Source organism: Nonomuraea composti (assembly GCF_012034275.1).
In the GTDB taxonomy this organism is placed as follows: domain Bacteria; phylum Actinomycetota; class Actinomycetes; order Streptosporangiales; family Streptosporangiaceae; genus Nonomuraea; species Nonomuraea composti.
The window spans coordinates 32532-49938 of record NZ_JAATEP010000012.1; the positions used below are offsets into that span (position 1 = coordinate 32532).

General features: G+C 73.3%; 14 protein-coding genes. 5 read left to right on the forward strand and 9 right to left on the reverse strand.

Annotated elements, in window-relative coordinates; genetic code table 11:
- Window positions 1-35: 35 nt before the first annotated feature.
- From HCN51_RS18535 to HCN51_RS18565, 7 genes are all read right to left on the reverse strand, one after another.
- The gene (locus HCN51_RS18535; protein ID WP_168010817.1) at window positions 36-731 is read right to left on the reverse strand and encodes a hypothetical protein; all 696 of its coding nucleotides are present in this window, start codon (window positions 729-731) and stop codon (window positions 36-38) included.
- Between the two features lie 279 nt (window positions 732-1010).
- Window positions 1011-3188 carry an FtsK/SpoIIIE domain-containing protein gene (locus HCN51_RS18540; protein ID WP_168010818.1) on the reverse strand — a complete coding sequence of 726 codons (2178 nt, stop codon included), beginning with the start codon at window positions 3186-3188 and terminating at the stop codon, window positions 1011-1013.
- Window positions 3185-3484 carry a hypothetical protein gene (locus tag HCN51_RS18545; RefSeq protein ID WP_168010819.1) on the reverse strand — a complete coding sequence of 100 codons (300 nt, stop codon included), beginning with the start codon at window positions 3482-3484 and terminating at the stop codon, window positions 3185-3187. The genes HCN51_RS18540 and HCN51_RS18545 overlap by 4 nt, the downstream gene beginning before the upstream one ends.
- The gene (locus HCN51_RS18550; RefSeq protein WP_168010820.1) at window positions 3484-4182 is read right to left on the reverse strand and encodes a DUF2637 domain-containing protein; all 699 of its coding nucleotides are present in this window, start codon (window positions 4180-4182) and stop codon (window positions 3484-3486) included. Before HCN51_RS18550 ends, HCN51_RS18545 begins: the two co-directional genes overlap by 1 nt.
- Before the next feature lie 695 nt (window positions 4183-4877).
- Entirely contained in the window at window positions 4878-5846 is a 969-nt protein-coding gene (locus HCN51_RS18555; RefSeq protein WP_168010821.1) for an MBL fold metallo-hydrolase, read from the reverse strand.
- 21 nt (window positions 5847-5867) lie between these two features.
- A complete protein-coding gene (locus HCN51_RS18560) occupies window positions 5868-6458 on the reverse strand; it encodes an HXXEE domain-containing protein (RefSeq protein WP_168010822.1) in 591 nt (196 codons plus the stop codon).
- The gene (locus HCN51_RS18565; RefSeq protein ID WP_168010823.1) at window positions 6455-7726 is read right to left on the reverse strand and encodes a M24 family metallopeptidase; all 1272 of its coding nucleotides are present in this window, start codon (window positions 7724-7726) and stop codon (window positions 6455-6457) included. Before HCN51_RS18565 ends, HCN51_RS18560 begins: the two co-directional genes overlap by 4 nt.
- Before the next feature lie 96 nt (window positions 7727-7822).
- Here HCN51_RS18565 and HCN51_RS18570 point away from each other — a divergent pair, with 96 nt between their 5' ends.
- Entirely contained in the window at window positions 7823-10591 is a 2769-nt protein-coding gene (locus HCN51_RS18570; RefSeq protein ID WP_168010824.1) for an AAA family ATPase, read from the forward strand.
- Here HCN51_RS18570 and HCN51_RS18575 read toward each other — a convergent pair whose 3' ends face one another.
- Window positions 10592-11950, reverse strand: coding sequence for a SpoIIE family protein phosphatase (locus HCN51_RS18575; protein WP_206067182.1), 1359 nt, complete (start codon window positions 11948-11950; stop codon window positions 10592-10594).
- 154 nt (window positions 11951-12104) lie between these two features.
- Between HCN51_RS18575 and HCN51_RS18580 the strand changes: the two genes are divergently transcribed.
- Window positions 12105-13271 (forward strand): acyl-CoA dehydrogenase family protein, encoded by a 1167-nt coding sequence (locus HCN51_RS18580; RefSeq protein WP_168010826.1) that lies wholly within the window; start codon window positions 12105-12107, stop codon window positions 13269-13271.
- Between the two features lie 81 nt (window positions 13272-13352).
- Entirely contained in the window at window positions 13353-14138 is a 786-nt protein-coding gene (locus HCN51_RS18585) for an alpha/beta fold hydrolase (protein ID WP_168010827.1), read from the forward strand.
- On the opposite strand, the gene HCN51_RS18590 is transcribed toward HCN51_RS18585, so the two are convergent.
- Window positions 14139-14966, reverse strand: coding sequence for a patatin-like phospholipase family protein (locus tag HCN51_RS18590; RefSeq protein ID WP_168010828.1), 828 nt, complete (start codon window positions 14964-14966; stop codon window positions 14139-14141).
- Between the two features lie 64 nt (window positions 14967-15030).
- Here HCN51_RS18590 and HCN51_RS18595 point away from each other — a divergent pair, with 64 nt between their 5' ends.
- Both HCN51_RS18595 and HCN51_RS18600 read left to right on the forward strand, forming a co-directional pair.
- Entirely contained in the window at window positions 15031-15204 is a 174-nt protein-coding gene (locus HCN51_RS18595) for a hypothetical protein (protein WP_168010829.1), read from the forward strand.
- Between the two features lie 55 nt (window positions 15205-15259).
- Window positions 15260-17380, forward strand: a complete 2121-nt coding sequence (locus HCN51_RS18600) for a peptidase domain-containing ABC transporter (RefSeq protein WP_346433702.1) — start codon at window positions 15260-15262, stop codon at window positions 17378-17380.
- The last annotated feature ends 27 nt before the right edge of the window (window positions 17381-17407 follow it).

Sequence of the window (17407 nt, forward strand, 5' to 3'; positions counted from 1 at the left end):
CGCCCCCCGCAGCGGACGCTCAACCCTCAGGCGGACTATGGGATGTGTTGCAGGGTGGAGCCGTTCCAATAGAGGTGTGGGGCCTGGGTCCATGCCGCCGGGTAGTGATTCAGTGGGATGGCCTCGGGAATGGTGGGGCCGATCAAGGGCGCGCCCGTTTGACCGTGGATCCAGGTGGTGGCCATCGGCGTGGGTCTCCAGTTGGGATCGCCAACCAAGACTGCCGCGACGGCACCGGCTGAGAGGAAGAGCCCGCCCTGAGGCAAGGGGATGCGCCACTCTCGTTCCCAGGTGAAGTCCATGATGCCTTGGCCATCGGCGCGAATGGGATTGCCCCAGACCTGAAGCTCGGGTGGCCACTTCTGGTGAACGGGTTCCGGTGGGTAGGCGATGGCACCACCCCCGACAGCGATCACGCTGGCGCGACGGAGGAAGATCCCCCACGGGGGCATGCCGCGCTCGGTGAGCAGGTGTAGCAGGTGAGGCCCAGGACTCTCCGACAGGCAGACGGCCGGCACGCTTGCGCGGAATGGGACGAAAGCGCGCAGAGTCTGTGTCCTGAGGATGACGTCCAGGCGTTGCTGAGGGGTCATCGCCTTGATGTCCTCTGGAACAGTGGGAGTGAACATCGAGCCTGGTCGGCGACCGCAGAAATGGATCAGAAGATCGCTCTGGCCAGGGCCAGTCGCCGCTAGGAGCGGCAACACCGCCGCGGGGGTCGGGTCCGTCATGCAGCTAATGATCCCGCTTTGCGCCCTCTCTGAGCGCCCGTTGAGGAGCCGTTCCGGATGGCGGCGGCCTTGTGGCTGGATGGGGACCACCGCGGCCGGCCCAGCCTGACCGGCTGCCGCCCGTTCCTTCAGCGCGCGGCTCTAGCGGGGGCAGCCGCGAGGTCTAGCGGCTTGGCTAGCAGTGCGATCTCCTTCTGAGCTGGGATCTAGCGTTCTAGCAGCCCCATGCGAACGCCCCTGGAATCGGCTCCAGGGGCGTTCGACAAGGTGCTCCGGGCGCTAGGGCTGGGCCTTCCGCCTGGCGTACGCGTCGGCGATGTCGGACCGGTTGAAGCCCTTGCGGTTGCGGCCCTTACCGGCGGCGTCGCGGCCCCACGTGTCCTCGGTCTTGACGCCGTACTCCTTGAGGCGGGCGGTCAGTGCGGCGGTCTTGGCGTCGTCCTCCAGGTTCGCCCACTGGCCGTAGGCGTCCGGCCGGAAGTCGGCCAGCCGGTCCACGACAGTGCTGTTCCAGACCTTGTCCTCCTTGGCCGTGGTCACGGTCAGGATGTCGGCCAGCAGGTCATAGGAGACCCGCTGCGGCCCTTCCTGGCCGATCGCCTGCCCGGACAGCGTCCCGGTCGTCTGGCGGAGGTGGAGGGCGCGCTCGGCGATCAGCTCGGAGGTGGGGCCGTCCAGGTAGGCCGACCGGACGATCACCGGATCCTCGGCGATGCCGACGGCCCAGGAGATGCCCTTGTCGTTGAGGGTGAACATGGTGGCCTTGACCCCGGCCTGGTGCATGCCGGTGCCGAGGATCATGTCGTTCTCCTGCCAGCCCATCACCCGCAGGCAGATCCGTATGCCCGCGTTCGCCGAGATGGCCTTGGGCAGGCTGTCCTTGTCCGGCCGCTGGGTGGCCAGGATGAGGATGATCCCGAGGGCGGGGCCGCGCTTGATGATGGCGGTGGCGTACTTGGCGGCCTCCTCGCCGTACTCGTCGTCGGCGAACAGCTCCTGGCACTCGTCGATCGCCACCACCATCGGATGCAGGCCCAGGTCGCGTCGGGCCGCCAGCTCAGGGGTGACCTTGAACTCGGGCGCCTGGTGGCGCGGCAGGCCGTCGATGACCTCCGCGCGGCGGTCCAGTTCGGCGTAGACCTCGGCGAGCGAGGCGACGCAGGCGGCCTTGGCGGAGTCGGTGGCGCCCTTGGCGTAGTGGTGGGCCACCTTCTCCAGCGCCGACAGGTCGCCGGTGCCCTTCAGCTCGAACAGCCGCAGCTCGGCCAGCGGGTCCAGCGCGCAGGCCAGCAGCAGCACCCGCAGCGCGAACGTCTTGCCGTAGCGCGGCATGGAGCCGATGAGCACGTTGGCGAACATGAGCAGGATCGAGATCGGCCGGCCGCGCTGGTCGTTGCCGTACGGGACCGGCTCGAACAGGCTGACCTGCCCCGACTTGGCCAGCGGCCAGGCCGGCTGCCGGGCCTTGCGCATCTCCTGATCGCCCACCCACAGCACCAGCCGGCCGGGGTGCTCTTCCGAGACCGGTTCGGGCCACACGCACCCGAGGGCGCGGCGCAGGCCGGAGGCGAGCTTGTCGCGCTTGTCCAGCACCTCTGCCACGGTCACGCCGAGCGGGAGATCGACCTCGGCCCGCCAGCCCGGCCCGTCCCGCATGATCGGGGCCGGGAAGGTGATGCCGCGCCCGTTCTTGCCGAGTGCCTGGTTGATGGCCGAGATGCCGAGTGAGCCGAGCGCGTCCAGCACCTGGTCACCGGTCAGCTTGCGCACCCGGTTCGGGACGACCGCCCGGTCCAGCAGCGGCTGATCGGCGGGCGCCCCGAGAACGCCAGCCCCGGCGATGAGCACGCCGAGGATCGCCCACTGCACCCAGGTGGGCGCGGCCACGGTGGCGAAGATGCCGACCAGGACCGCGGTGATCACGCCGACCAGGAGCGTCCACAGCCGCGCCTTGACCCGGTCGTCGCGCTGCCGCGACAACGCCAGGTACTCCGCCGCCTCCTCTTTCGTGGCCGCCGCCCGCCGCACCGGGCGGCCTTCCAGGTCGAACAGCCACCGCACCAGCGCCACCAGCAGCCGCCAGGCGCCGGCCGGGGAGCGGCCCGCGAGCTTGGCGGCGTACTTCGGGGTGCGCAGCGCGTGGTAGGCCAGCACGTAGCCGGTGTGCTCGGCCTGCCACTTGAGCACCTGCAGGGCATCCGCCCGCGACCGCAGCCACAGCGGCACCAGCGGCTGCCGCTCCCGGCGGCGCGCGGCCAGCTCGGCGAGCAGATCCGTCGGTTCGGGCCGGTGCGCCTGATCGACGAGAACCACGGTGCCCTCAAGGACGCCGTCGCCCTCCTCCGGAGCCCCCTGGCTGGCCTGCTCAGGCGTGGTCTCAGCGGCGACGCGCACGTCCTCGTCCTCGGCCTGGAGAGCGATCGCCATGCCTTCGCGCATCTCCTCGGTGGCGGTCATGCCCGCACCTCCGTCCGGGTGACCAGCGAGCCGAGGATCTCGGCGTGCACGGCGCGCGCCTCCACGACGACCCGCGTCCCAGCGACCGCGTGCCCGGCCAGACGGCACAGATCGGCCAGGACGAGCAGCACGACCACCACGAAGACACGCACCGCCGTGAAGACGGTGCGCCCCCATCCGGCGCGCCGCATGGCCGCCCACATCTGCCCGGCACTGCGGGCGTCCGCATCCGCCTCGCGGGTGACGCACAGCAGGAACACGAACACGCCCATGGCAGGAATCAGGAAGCTCATCATCACGCCGCCGCCTCCGCCTGGCTCGCGCCGGTCGCCTGCACGCCGCTCAGCGATGGCGGAGCAGCATCAGAGTCGGGTACCTCGGCCGCCTCGGCTTCGGCGGCCTGCGCCCGCTCCCGATCCACCTCGGCGATGATGTCCTCCGCTTCGCGCTGCTCCAGCCCCCACCGGTTCATCAGCGGGCGGCGGCCGATGCGCTGCTTGCCCTCGCTGAGGCTGTCGAGGTAGGCCAGCCGCGCAGCCTCGTACCGGTCGGTGGGCAGGACCGGTACCTCGCGCTCCACCTCGACGATGGTCTCGATCGGCTGGCACACGTGCTCCTTGGCCGGGTTCTCGACCGACGGCCGGCGGGTGTTGCGGACGATCCACATCAGCAGTTCGTACGCCCCCGCGAACGCCAGCGGCGCCAGGGCGCTGACCAGGCGCGACCCGAGTCCGCCGGACCAGCCGTGCGCCACGTTCGCGGCCAGGGTGACCGCGCCGCCCAGGGCGAGCGCGACCCACGCCAGCACTGGCACGCGCAGGCGGCGGCGTGAGCAGTAGACCATCACCAGCGACGCCATGACGATCACGCCGTCGGACATGGCCGGGTAGAGGATGGCCATGTCGTGCCGCTCCCCGAGGGCGATGGCCAGGCCGTAGAAGTGGTGGTACGAGACGTACGCCGCCGCGCCGGCAACGGCGAGCAGCACAGCCACCGCGAAGCCGAGGATGACCCGATCTCCGAGGCGGCCTGCGCCAGCGTCGGCGGACCGCTCAGCGATCGGCACGGCAGGTCCACGGCGGTGCAGGAAAAGGCTGACGAGGAAGCGCCGGATGCGCTTCGGCCGAACCGTGTCGGCCGGAATCGCTTCCCCGATGATCGTGGGTGTGGAAGGGTGATGGCTCATGGCCTGGCTCCTGGTTTGGTCAGGTGGCTGGGTCACAGGCCGGGGCCCGGTGTTGGAGTCACCGGCCCCCGGCCGCCTAACTTCCGCTGGGTTGACGAGCCAGCGGGGTCATCTTGTGAGACATGCGACTGAGGCAGCTCCCGGCCTTCACGGACACGCCTGCGGGTGGGTGCGTGAGAGACCTCGGGCGGCCGTGACGCTGAGGCGTCTTGTCACTTGCTCTCGTCGCGGCTTGGCGGGTGCAACCTGCGTCTGGAGGTGCCCGCGTCCGATCCCATGCGTGATACTTCGGCTGATACCGCCGCGCGTGTTCCCGGATGTTCCCGGATGCCCCCGGGGAGATCAGATAACGGCGTACGGGCAGCTCAAGATGAGTGCGGATGCCCGCGCATGTACCCCAGTGCCCCCATGATCCTGGGAGTTCAAGTCCCCCCTCGGACACAAGGATCACGCGAGAAGAGCTCGCCCTGCGGGGCGGGCTCTTTTGTTTGTGCCGCCAATGGCTAAGGGTGCCGGTAGAGGCGGTACGTGGCGAGGACGTTGAGCCTGTGCAGGTCGCGGCAGAGGGCCAGCATGGCGTGCCGGGCGGCCTCAGGGAGGGCGGCCGACAGGGACGGGTCCAGGTGGCCGGCCCAGGGGTCGGTGCACGACGCGTACGTCTCCTCCAGGGTGCGGCCCGCCTGGACGCTCTGCCGTACCTCGTCGTCGAGCCGTTCGAGGTAGGTGATGAGGTCGGCCACGGCGGCGGGGCCGCTGCCCATGGGGCCGTGGCCGGGGACGATGGTCTCCAGGTGGGGCAGCGTCTCGCGCATCTTGCGCAGCGAGGTCACGTAGGGGGAGGGGCCGCCCTGGAGGAGCATGGGGGCGATGCCGGCGTGGCAGAGGAAGTTGCCGGTCCAGGCGGTGCGCGCGTCGGGGACGTGGACGATCGTGTCGCCGGGGCCGTTGCCGGGGCCAAAGTGGTGCAGCTCGACGGTGCGTCCGCCCAGGTCGATCTCGGCGTAGGAGGTGAAGGTGAGGTCGGGCTTGCGCCATTCCGTCACCTGGTCGAGCAGGGCGGCGTCGCCGTACATGTTGGCCGAGCGGGTCTGCTTCTCGTAGGCCAGGTCGGCCATGTTCGCCTTGTTGACGGTGGAGGAGACGATCACGACGTCGTCGGGGAAGGCGGCGTTCCCGAAGGTGTGGTCGCCGTGGTACGTCGTGTTGACCAGGTAGCGCAGCGGCCGGTCGGTGAGGGCGGCGGCGGCCGTCCGGATCCGGGCGGAGACGTCCGGGGTGATGCCGGCGTCGATCACGAGCGTGGCGGCGCGGCCCGTGACCACGCCGTTGTTGTCCTTGGGCGCCAGGTTGGCCATGAGGGCCCACACGCCGGGGGTGAGCTCGTGGGGCAGCAGTTCCAGTCCTACGGGTGACAGGTTGGGGCCGCCGTAGCCGTGGGGGCGTTCGGCGATCTCGCGTTCGGGGAGGGGCATCGTCGTTTCCTTACAGAGTGGTCAGGCGGACACGGGCACGGGGCGGGGGGCGGCGGGCAGTGGAGGGAGTGCGGCGGTCCACAACCTGTGGACGAGGACCGGGCCGATGATCCAGTAGCCGAGGGAGGTGACGATGCCGGGGAAGGCGAGGTCGCCGGAGACGAGGTCGTAGACGGGGTGGCCGATCGCGTTGCCCATCGCGCCCATGATCGCGAAGAACCAGGCGATGAGCAGCGGCACCCGCCAGCCGCGGTAGATGGCGAGGGCGCCCATGGCGAAGGCCGCGTAGCTGATCATGTTGATCCAGACGAACAGGTCGAGGGTCATCGCCTGCGCACCGAAGACCTCGGTGGGCCAGCGGCGGTTGAAGCCGTTCATGAACTCCTCGCCGAAGTGCAGGAACTGCCAGGCCAGGCCGACGAGGTAGACGGGCAGCACCCGGGCGGGGTCGGGGAGCCTGCGGTTCGTGGTGGCGAGGTGGCAGGCGTAGGCGATGACCATGGCGGGGATGAAGGTCAGCCACAGCGCCAGCCCTGGCGACAGGTAGGCGAACAGCACGATCAGGGCGGCGGCCAGGACGCCGGCGGCGACGGTGGGACGGTGGCGGGTCATCGCGTGCTCCTCATGAGGTGGGTGGTGATGGTGTTGAGCTCAATGGGCGCGTCGTCGCCGACCACGACGGTGCCGCCGAGTCCGGCCAGGTGGCCGCCGGAGGCGCAGGTGGGGGTGAGGGCGAACGTCATGCCGGGGGCGAGCGGCAGGTCGGAGCCGATGGTGGGCTGCTCGGCGAGCAGGCCGTAGCGGGCGCTGCGCGGCAGGTCGCCGAGGCGGGCGCCGGAGCCGCCGGTCACGCCGCTCGGGTTGAGGCTGTGGACGAGAGGGTGCGGGTGCCGACCGTCGGCGAGCGAGTGCGGGTGCCGGCCGCCCGCAAGCGAGTGCGGGTCCCGGCCGCCCGCCTCCCGCATCGCGGTCACGACCTCGCCGAACAGGCGGCCGGGGCGCAGCGTCGCCAGCCCCGCCTCATAGGAGGCCCGCGCCGTCTTCGCCGGCGACTCCGTCCCGGGGTGGACGTCGCCGACCGCGATGGTCAGGCGTTGCCGGGCCTCGCGCAGGCCGTACCGGACGGAGAGCTCGGCGAGGACCAGGTCGCCGTCCTCGACCAGGCGGGGCGGCTGCGGCCGGTACGACCAGGCGGGCGGCCCGCACGAGACGGGCTCCCGTCCGGACACGATCGACACGTCCCCCGGCACGGCGCCCTGGCGCAGGCACTCGGCGACGGCGGCCGCGTACAGCGCCGCCTCGCTGACGCCCGGCCGCACCGCCTCCAGCATCGCCCGCGCCATCGACTCCCCCACCGCGGCGGCGCGGCGGACGCACGCCAGCTCCTCGCCCGACTGGGGCAGCGCACGGGTGACGAAGGCCCGCTCGACCGGCCGGGCCGTGAGCTGGGGCAGCTGCTGCAGCACCGAGGACCACAGCGCGTACGGCATGAGCGGGTCGGCGTGGGACGGCGGGCAGGGCTCCAGCCCGAGCACCCCGACCGGCGACCTGCTGAGCCCGTGCGCGCGCAGCGTCTCGGCCACGCCGTGGGCGTGCTTGGCGACCAGCACGTTCTCCGGCCTGATCCACTGCGCGTCGCCGCGCGCGCCGGCGAGGAGGTGGTCGCCGACGTGCGCGGGCGAGCCGACCAGCATGACGGGCTCGCCGGCGCGGGGGAAGACGACGATCGCGCCGGGGCGGTCGTTGGTGAGGTACGCGTCCGGCGCCCATCCGGCCCCGCCGTGGACCACGAGCGCGTCGACGCCCTCGGCGTCCATGAGCCGCCTGGCCAGATCCCAGCGCCGGTCCCGTTCGGCCAGGGAATAGCTTGGAAGATCCATGCCGGCGACGCTACGGAGCCGCCTCCGGCCCGGAATCTGTCACGTGACCGGTCATCCCGCCGCGGGCATACGTCACGGTCTCAATAGGATCGTCCCGTGCTGTACGGGCGTGGGGCCGAGACCGAGCGGATCGACCGCCTGCTGGCTCAGGCCGTCGACGGCCGCAGCGGCGCCCTGGTGCTGCGCGGCCCGGCGGGCATCGGCAAGTCCGCGCTGCTGGAGCACGCGGAGCGGCAGGCCGCCGCCATGGGGGTGCGCACGTTGCGCGGAGTGGGCATCGAGAGCGAGACGGAGCTGGTGTTCGCGGCGCTGCACCTGCTGCTGCGTACCGGGCTCGACCGCCTCGACCGGCTGCCGGCCCCGCAGGCCGGCGCGCTCGCGGGCGCGTTCGGGCTGGCCCCCGCGACCGCGGCCGACCGGTTCCTCGTCGGGCTCGGCGCCCTGACCCTGCTGGCCGAGCTCGCCGGCGACGGGCCGCTGCTGTGCCTGGTGGACGACGCGCAGTGGCTGGACCGCTCCTCGGCCGACGCGCTGCTGTTCGCCGCGCGGCGGCTGGAGGCGGAGGGGATCGTGCTGATCCTCGCGGTACGGGACGGCAGCCACGGCTTCCGCCCGGCGGGCCTGCCCGAGCTCCGGCTCGGCGGCCTCGGCCCCCAGGACGCGGCCAGGCTGCTGGGCGAGACCGCCGGCCCGTTGGCCCCGCACGTCAGGGACCGCGTGCTGGCCGAGAGCGAGGGCAACCCGCTCGCGCTCATCGAGCTGCCCGCGGCGCTCACGCCCGAGCAGCGGGCCGGCCAGGTCACCCCGCTGGCCCACCATCTGGGGCCGCTCCCGCTGACCGGCCGGATGCAGGAGGCGTTCCAGGCGCAGATCCACGGGCTGCCGGAGGCGGCCAGGACGCTGCTGCTGGTGGCCGCCGCGGAGAGCACGGGCGATCTCGCGGTGATCCTGGCGGCGGCGCAGCGGCTCGGCGCCGGCGCCGAGGCCGTCGAGCCGGGCGAACGCGGCGGCCTCGTCCACGTCGTCGGCGGGGAGCTCGTCTTCCGCCACCCGCTCATCAGGGCGGCCGCCTACCAGGGAGCGCCGTTCACCCGACGGCTGGCGGCGCACCGGGCGCTGGCCACCGTTCTCGCCGACGCTGCGAACAGCGACGGTCGGCACGCCGATGCCCGTGCCTGGCACCGCGCCGCCGCCTGCACCGAACCGGACGAATCCGTCGCCGCCGAGCTGGAGCAGGCAGCCGAACGCGCCCGGCGCAGAAGCGGGCACGCCGCCACCACGGCGGCCTACCAGCGGGCGGCCCAGCTCACCCCCGAGCCGCGTGACCAGGTGAGACGGCTGGTCAGCGCGGCCGAGGCGGCGATGGACGCCGGCCAGCTCCTGCAGTCCCGCGCCCTGGCCGACCGCGCCGCGGTGCTCACCGAGGACCGGCGGGAGCGGGCCAGGATCGCCGGGGTGCGGGCGGCCATCGAGTTCGAGCAGGGCTCGCCGAGGGTCGCGCACGGCATCCTCATGGCCGCCGCCGGCCCCATCGCGGACGAGGACCCGGACCGGACCGCGTCGATGCTGCTCGAAGCCGTCCGCGACGCGTGGTTCGCCGGCGCGCCCGAGCTGGCCAGGCAGGCCGTCGACCGCCTGCACGCGCTCGGCCTGCCGCCGGGGCACCACCTCCAGTCTGCCGTCTCCGCGCTGACCGGCCTGGCCGACCTGCTGGCGGGCGATCCCGCCCGGGGTCTGGTGCCCATCCACGCCGCGCTCGCCGGCGCCCGGCACGCCGAGCCCGGCGGCCCGGGGCAGCAGCTCATCATGGCGTCGATGGCCTTCATGGTGGGCGACGACGAGATCGGCTTCGACCTGGCCACCCGCCTGACCGACCACTGCCGCGCGCAGGGCCTCATCGGCTGGCTGCCGCACGCGCTGCAGAACCTGGCCAGCACCCAGCTCTACCTCGGCCGCTTCCAGGACGCCCGCGCCAGCGCCGACGAGGCCGTCCGGATCGCCGGCGACATCGGTCAGCACCACCGCCTCGACCATCTGCAGGGCGTGCTCGCCTGGCTGGCCGCCGTCCGCGGCGACGAGCGTGCCTGTACGGAGCTCGTCGACCGCGTGCACGCCCACGCCACCGGGCACGACAACGTGTCGAGCCTGGCCTGGACGCTCTGGGCGCGGGGCCTGCTGGCCATGGGGCAGGGGCGGATGGAGGCGGCGCTGGAGGAGCTGACGGCCGGCCTCGCCGGTGCCACCCGCCACCAGCTCACCACCACGCTGACCGTGCCGGACCTGGTGGAGGCGGCCGTCCGGTGCGAGCGGGCGGAGCGGGCCGAGGCGCCGCTGGCCAGGTTCGAGGAGTGGGCCACGGCCACCGGGCAGCCCTGGGCGCGTGCGGTCGCCCTGCGCTGCAAGGCGCTGATCGCCGGGTCCGACGAGGAGACGGAGGCCCGCTACACCGAGGCCGTCAGCCTGCATCTCAACGGTGGCCGGCCGTTCGAGGAGGGCCGCACCCGGCTGCTGTTCGGTGAGTGGCTGCGCAGGAGCCGGCGCAAGGCGGAGGCCAGGGTCCAGCTCCGGCAGGCGCTCGACACGTTCGACCGTGCCGGAGCGCTCCCGTGGGCGGAGCGGGCCCGCGCCGAGCTGCGCGCCACCGGAGAGGCGAGCTCCATGGGACGGGCGGCGGGCGCGGCGAGCCTGCTGACCGCGCAGGAGCTCCAGATCGTCCGGCTGGCCGCGCAGGGCGGCACGAACCGCGACATCGGCGCGCGGCTCTTCCTGAGCCCGCGCACCGTGGGCTACCACCTGCACAAGGCGTTCCCCAAGCTCGGCGTCGCCTCCAGGGCCGAGCTCGCCCGGCTCGACCTGGGCATCTGATCAGGCGGAGGTCCAGGGAGGGGACGGTGACAGCATCGGGCGGTCGTCGGGGGCCAGGCGGAGGGCGAGCAGGGCGACGTCGTCGGTGAAGTGGTCGCCGCGGTGGGCCAGGAGGCGCTCGCACAGCTTCTCCAGCGGCAGGTGTCGATGCTCGGCGGCGCGGCGGGCCAGGCTGTCGAGGCCGTCGTCGATGCTGTGCGCGGGGTCCTCGACCAGGCCGTCCGTGTACATGATCAGGGTCGATCCGGCGGGGATGGGGTCGTCGTGGTCGGGGCGGGGCAGGTCGGGCAGGACGCCCAGGGGGTGGCCGCTGTCGGCGCTCAGGTAGCGGACGGGGCCGTCGGCGGGGATCAGGAGCGCGGGCGGGTGGCCGGCGCTGCTCCAGCGCAGCCGCCAGCCGGAGCCGGCGGGCCGCTCCAGGCGGGCCAGCAGGACGGTGGCCATGGGGCCGCCGTGCAGGCCGTGCAGCACCTCGTCGAGCCGCCGCAGGATGTGGGAGGGCGGCTCGCAGTGCTCGTAGGCGATCACCCGGAGCATGTTGCTGATGCGGCTCATGACGGTGGCCGACTTGAGGTCGTGGCCCATCACGTCGCCGACCATGAGGCAGGGCACGCCGTCGGGCAGGACGATCGCGTCGTACCAGTCGCCGCCGATCTCCGGCAGGGAGCTGGAGGGGCGGTAGCGGGCGCAGGCGTGCAGGACGCCGAGGTCGGGCAGGTCGGGGAGCAGGCTGCGCTGGAAGTCCTCGGTGCTGCGGCGGATCCGCTGGTACAGGCGGGCGTTCTCGATGGCGACGCTGGCCGCGCTGGCGAGCGCCGCGATGATGCGCTCGTCGTCGTCGGTGAACGGCCCGCCCGAACGCTTGTCGGCGAAGTACATGTTGCCGTAGACGGTGCCGCGCACCAGGAGCGGTGTGCCCAGGAGGGTCCGCATCACCGGATGGCCCGGGGGGAACTCGCGGAAGTGGGGGTGGGCGCGCACGTCGTCCACGCGCATCGGGCGGGGGCAGGCGACCAGCTCCCCCAGCAGGCCGTGGGTGGTCGGCATGCGGCCGATGGCGTCGTACACCTCCTGTGTGACGCCGCAGGTGAACAGGTCGGCGAACTCGCCTTCCTCGTTCAGCACGCCGAGCGCGCCGTAGCGGGCGTCCACCAGGTCGGCCGACACCTCCACGATGGTGCGCAGCGCCGCGTTCAGCTCCAGCTCGGAGCTGATCGCGAGGACGGCTTCCAGCAGGCGCCGCATCCGGTCGTGCAGGTGGCGGATCTGCCCGAGGCTCTCCTGCAGCCGCTGCAGGTTCTCGGCGCCCAGGCCGCCGAGCTCACCGCCGAACACGCCGCCCGCAGGCTCCCCTCCCACCACACCCCCCGAGTTGCTCCCGCCTGCCTCATGCCCCATGGCCATCCGCATGACACCTGGTCAGAGCGCTGCCGGCGGCCGGCTCTGGACAAGGCGCCGCGAACGTGATCTGACGGAGAAAGAGGGCCACGATCACGAACAGGAGCACCTGGACATGAGCGACACGCCACGACTGCACAGAGCAGGCACGACGCTGCTGGAGCGGGCCCGCGACCTGCGCCCGCTGATCGAGCGCGAGGCGGAGCGGGCCGAGGCGGACGGGAAGCTGACCGCGCCCGTCGTTGACGCCCTGCACGACGCGGGCCTGTTCGGCAGCTGGGTGCCGGCGCCGCTCGGGGGCGCCGAGCTGTCCCCGGCGGAGCTGCTCGCCGTCTTCGAGACGCTGACGTACGCGGACCCGTCCACGGGCTGGGTCGTCATGGCCACCTGCCTCGAGAACGGCACGGCCGGCGCCTACCTGGGCGAGGACGCCGTCGAACGCATCTTCAAGGGCCCCCGGATGCCGCTGATCTCCGGCCAGGGCACCCGGACGGGCGTGGCCGTGCCGGAGAACGGCGGGCACCGGCTCACGGGGCAGTGGAGCTTCGCCTCGGGCATGTACCACGCGCAGTACGCCCACAGCGCCGCCGTCGTCGAGGGCACCGACGAGGTGCGCATCTTCATCACCCCCATCGAGGACGTCAAGATGCTCGGCAACTGGGACGTCCTGGGCCTGCGCGCGACGGGCAGCATCGACTACAGCATCGACGGGGTCTTCGTGCCGGAGTCGCAGTCCCACGCCTTCGCGCTGGACGAGCCGCTGCGCGGCGGCGCGATCTTCCGGCTCGGCCTGCTCGACCAGGCGCTCATCTGCCACTCGGGCTGGGCGCTCGGCATCGGCCGCCGCCTGCTGGACGAGCTGGCCGGGTACGCGGCCGCGCGCAGCGGGCGGCCGGGCCAGCTCGCCGGCAGCGACGCCTTCCACACGGGCTTCGCGCGGGCCGAGGCGAAGTTCCGCGCGGCCTCGGCGCTGATCCGCGAGACGTGGGACGGGGTGGAGCGCACCCTGGACGAGGGCGGGCGGCTCAGCGTCCGGCAGGAGACGATGGTGCGGCTCGCGCTCAACCACATCACCGCGACGGTCACGGAGGTGGCCGCGTTCGTCTACGCGTCAGGGGGCACGACGGCGCTGCGTGACGGGCTGATCCAGCGCCTGTTCAGGGACGCGCAGGCGGGCGCCGCGCACATCCTGTCGGGGCCGCAGGCGCTCAGGGAGTGCGGCAGGGAGCTGGCGGGGCTGGCGCAGGGCGAGAGGTGGGTGGTCCTGGGTCTGGAGGGGTGAGTTTCCGCGCCGGCGATGAGTTCTCGTCTCGGGCAGGGTCGAACCTGCGACAGACATGCCTGAGCGAAGGAAGGTCCCGCCATGACGACCACCGTCCACATCCTGGAGCGCCCGGACGTGCGGCTGCGTTACGAGGTGCGCGGCTCCGGGCCGCTGCTGGTGCTGACCGGCGCGCCGATGGCGGCGGCGGAGTTCGCGCCGCTGGCCGAGGCGCTGGCGGGCGACCGCACGGTGGTCACGCACGATCCGCGCGGCATCTCGGGCAGCGTGCTGGCCGACCCGGCGCAGGACTCCACGCCCGAGCTGCGGGCCGGCGACCTCGCCGCCATCCTCGACGACCTGGGGGCGGACTCGGCCGACGTGTTCGGCAGCAGTGGCGGCGCGGTGACGGGGCTGGCGCTGGTCGCCCGGCACCCGGGCCGGGTGCGGACGCTCGTGGCGCACGAGCCGCCCTGCGTCGAGCTGCTGCCGGACGCGGCCGAGCAGCGCGCCGCGGTGGACGACATGATCGAGACCTTCCACCGCGACGGGCTGTGGGCGGCGTTCGCGAAGTTCATGGGGAACGCCGGGTTCGAGGAGGGTGAGGAGGCCGGGCCGCCCCCGTCGGAGCAGATGGTGGCCGACGGCTCGCGGTTCTTCGCGCACGAGCTGCGCGGCACCACCCGCTACGTGCCCGACGTCGAGGCGCTGAAGGCCGGGCGGGTCGTCGTCGGGGTGGGGGCGGAGTCGGGGCAGCTCGTGACGTACCGGACGTCGGTGGCGCTGGCCGGGCTGATCGGCGTGACGCCCGTCGAGTTTCCCGGCGACCACGGGGGGTTCGTGGCGCATCCGGAGAAGTTCGCCGAGGTGCTGCGCGGCCTCCTCTGACTACCGCCACGTCGCGGCCACCCGGGCCGCCGCCGCGCGGCCCTGGGCGTAGCCGGCCTCGGCGCTGGGGGCGCGCGACTCGGGGGCGAGCGGGTCGGTGCCGAACGCGGCCAGCGTCGCCTCGTCCGGCTCGATCACCTCGACCGTGCCATCGGCCGTGCCGTCCAGCCGCTTCCAGGCCGGCTCGCCCACGTCGGCCATGGGGGCGAGCACGAGCACCCGGTCGAAGCCCGCCGCCAGGTCGGCGTTGGTGCTCGTGCGCACGCCGCCGTCCATGTATCGCACGCCGTCTATGGTCACGCACGGCCACACCCCGGGGACGGCGCAGCTCGCCGCCACGGCGTCCACCAGCGCGACGCCCGAGCCGCGCTCGAACAGCCGCACCTCGCCGCTGACGGCCTCCACCGCCACGATCACCAGGTCACGCTCCGGCCACTCGTGCACGGGCAGGCGGGCCTCGATGACCGCGCGCCGGTCGGCCTCGGGAACGGTGGCGGCGGCCAGCGCGAGCGCGCCGATCTCGCGCCGCTGCGCGGCCGGGTCGAGCCCGCTCTCGGCGATGGCCTGCAGCTTGACCCACAGCTCCGCCAGCGACACGCCGCTCACCAGCTCCGGCGTCTGCAGGGCCGGGTCGGTCTGGCGGGCCAGCAGCTCCTTCAGCGGTAGGCCGCTGGTGACCTGGGCGGCCACCGTGGAGCCCGCCGACGTGCCGATGATCCGGTCGGCGGCCGTGACGTCGACGCCCTCGTCCGCGAGCGCGGCCAGCACGCCCGTCTCCCATGCGATCCCGGCGACGCCGCCGCCGCCCAGCACCAATGCTCGTCTCATGGGCCCACCGTATGCCTGTGGGTCACAAGTGGCTTCCAAGCCCTCCTGCCTACGTTCGTCCGGTATGAGGCTCATCTACCGGGAGGAGGCGCTGCGCGAGCGGGAGCGGGGGCGGGCCTCCGCGCGCAGGCCGGCGGTCGGCGGCGGGCCGTCCTTCCTCGTCCTGTGGATCGCGGCGGCGATCGTCGTCACGGCCGGGACCGGCGTGACCGCGCTGGCTCTGGGAACGCTGCGATGAGGCGGCGCGTGCCGGTCACCGCGCCGGCCCTGGGGGCGCCGCGATGAGGCGGCGGGTGCCGGTCGTGCTGCAGAACACCGACACCGAGTGCGGCGCGGCCTGCCTGACCATGGTGCTGGCCCACCACGGCCACCGCACCACCCTGCACCAGGTCGCCGACCGGCTCCGGATCGGCAGGGACGGGCTGAGCGCGAAGGCCGTCGTGGACGGCGCGCGCGAGCACGGCCTCCAGGCGCGGGCCTTCTCGCTGGCGCCGGAGGACCTGGCGCGGGTGCCGCTGCCGGCGGTCGCGCACTGGGAGTTCGGCCACTTCGTGGTCGTCGAGCGCTGGTCGCCGGACCGGGTGGACATCGTGGACCCCGGGCAGGGGCGGCGCGTGCTGACGTCGCAGGAGTTCGGGGCCGGGTTCACCGGCGTGCTGCTGGTGTTCCAGCCGGGCGAGGGGTTCCGTCGCGGCTCGTCGTCGATGGCGGGGGCGTGGCGGCGGGAGTTCGCGCGCACGCTGCTGCGGCGGCGCAGGGGGCTGCTGGCGCAGATCGTGGCGGCGTCGCTGCTGCTGCAACTGCTCGGGCTGGCGCTGCCGCTCTTCTCCGGGCTGCTGGTCGACACGATCGTCCCGGCGCGGGCGGCTCAGGCGCTGCCGCTGCTCGGCGTGGCCGTCGCGCTGGCGGGGGCGGCGCAGTTCGTGATCGGGTACCTGCGGGCGGCGCTGCTGGTCGCGGTGCGGGCCAGGGCCGACCAGGAGCTCACCGAGAGCGTCGTGGGGCACCTGGTGGCGCTGCCGTACCGGTACTTCACCAGCCGCGCCAAGGGCGACCTGGTGACGCGGGCGGCCGGCGTGTCCACGCTGGGCGACCTGCTGACCGGGCAGATCGTCGCGGCGCTGCTGGACGGGCCGCTGGCCGTGGGCTACCTCGTGCTCGTGTACTTCTGGGACCCGGTCTTCGGGCTGGCGCTGACCGGCGTGGCCGCGTTGCAGGCGGTGCTGCTGCTGGCCACCACGAGCAGGATCGCCGCGCTCAACCGCCAGGAGCTGACCGCGCTGTCGGCCTCGCAGAGCAGCCTGATCCAGACGATCACCGGCATCGAGACGCTGAAGGCGACCGGCGCCGAGCGGCGGGCCGTCGAGCAGTGGTCGGGCCACTTCGCCCGGCAGCTCGACGCCGACGTGCGGGCCGGGCTGACCAGGGGCCTGCTGGAGGCGGCGCTGTCGGCGATCCGGGTGACGGCGCCGCTCGGCCTGCTGTGGCTGGGCGCCTGGCGGGTGCTGGACGGCCAGCTCACGCTCGGCACCCTCATCGCGTTGAACGCGATCGCGCTCGGCGCGCTGACCCCGCTCGGCTCGCTGATGACGGGCCTGCAGAACCTCCAGCAGGCCGGGGCGCACTTCGACCGCCTGTCGGACATCCTCGCCTCCGAGCCGGAGCCGAGCGACGGCATCGAGGTGCTGCGCCTGCGGGGCGCGGTCGAGCTGCGCGGCGTGAGCTTCCGCCACGACCCGCGCGGCGCCTGGACGGTCCGGGACGTCTCGCTCGCCGTCCGCCCCGGCCAGAAGGTCGCGCTCGTCGGCGCGTCCGGCTCGGGCAAGAGCACGCTGGCCCGGCTGCTGCTCGCGCTGCACGACCCGGTCGAGGGCGAGATCAGGTACGACGGCGTCCCGGCCGCCGAGCTGAACCTGCGGACGCTGCGCCGCCAGTTCGGCGTGGTCACCCAGGAGCCGTCCCTGTTCAGCGGCTCGATCAGGGAGAACATCGCCCTGAACGACCCCGGCGCCTCCCTCGCGCGGGTGGTCGCGGCGGCCCGGCTGGCGGCGCTGCACGACGAGATCGCGGCCATGCCCATGGGGTACGAGACGATGCTGACCGACGGCGGCGGCCTGTCGGGCGGGCAGCGGCAACGCCTGGCCCTGGCCCGCGCCGTCCTGCCCCGCCCCAAGATCCTGCTGCTCGACGAGGCCACCAGCAACCTGGACAGCGCCACCGAGGCCGTCATCGAGGCCAACCTCGGCACGCTCGCGCAGACCAGGATCGTGATCGCGCACCGGCTCAGCACGATCAGGGACGCCGATGTCATCCTGGTCATCGACGGCGGACGGGTGGTGCAGCGCGGCACCCACGACGAGCTGATCACGAACGGCGGCAAGTACGCGGAACTGGTGGCCGCCCAGGCTCGGTGATTCCGGCCGGGCGGTAATCTCGGCGCG

Bases quoted from the DNA above. Each gene is read 5' to 3' on its own strand.
- HCN51_RS18545 (WP_168010819.1), bottom strand. From the start codon at position 3,484: ATGATGAGCTTCCTGATTCCTGCCATGGGCGTGTTCGTGTTCCTGCTG.
- HCN51_RS18565 (WP_168010823.1), bottom strand. From the start codon at position 7,726: ATGGATCTTCCAAGCTATTCCCTGGCCGAACGGGACCGGCGCTGGGAT.
- HCN51_RS18580 (WP_168010826.1), top strand. From the start codon at position 12,105: ATGAGCGACACGCCACGACTGCACAGAGCAGGCACGACGCTGCTGGAG.
- HCN51_RS18535 (WP_168010817.1), bottom strand. From the start codon at position 731: ATGACGGACCCGACCCCCGCGGCGGTGTTGCCGCTCCTAGCGGCGACT.
- HCN51_RS18595 (WP_168010829.1), top strand. From the start codon at position 15,031: ATGAGGCTCATCTACCGGGAGGAGGCGCTGCGCGAGCGGGAGCGGGGG.
- HCN51_RS18560 (WP_168010822.1), bottom strand. From the start codon at position 6,458: ATGACCCGCCACCGTCCCACCGTCGCCGCCGGCGTCCTGGCCGCCGCC.
- HCN51_RS18585 (WP_168010827.1), top strand. From the start codon at position 13,353: ATGACGACCACCGTCCACATCCTGGAGCGCCCGGACGTGCGGCTGCGT.
- HCN51_RS18555 (WP_168010821.1), bottom strand. From the start codon at position 5,846: ATGCCCCTCCCCGAACGCGAGATCGCCGAACGCCCCCACGGCTACGGC.
- HCN51_RS18540 (WP_168010818.1), bottom strand. From the start codon at position 3,188: ATGACCGCCACCGAGGAGATGCGCGAAGGCATGGCGATCGCTCTCCAG.
- HCN51_RS18590 (WP_168010828.1), bottom strand. From the start codon at position 14,966: ATGAGACGAGCATTGGTGCTGGGCGGCGGCGGCGTCGCCGGGATCGCA.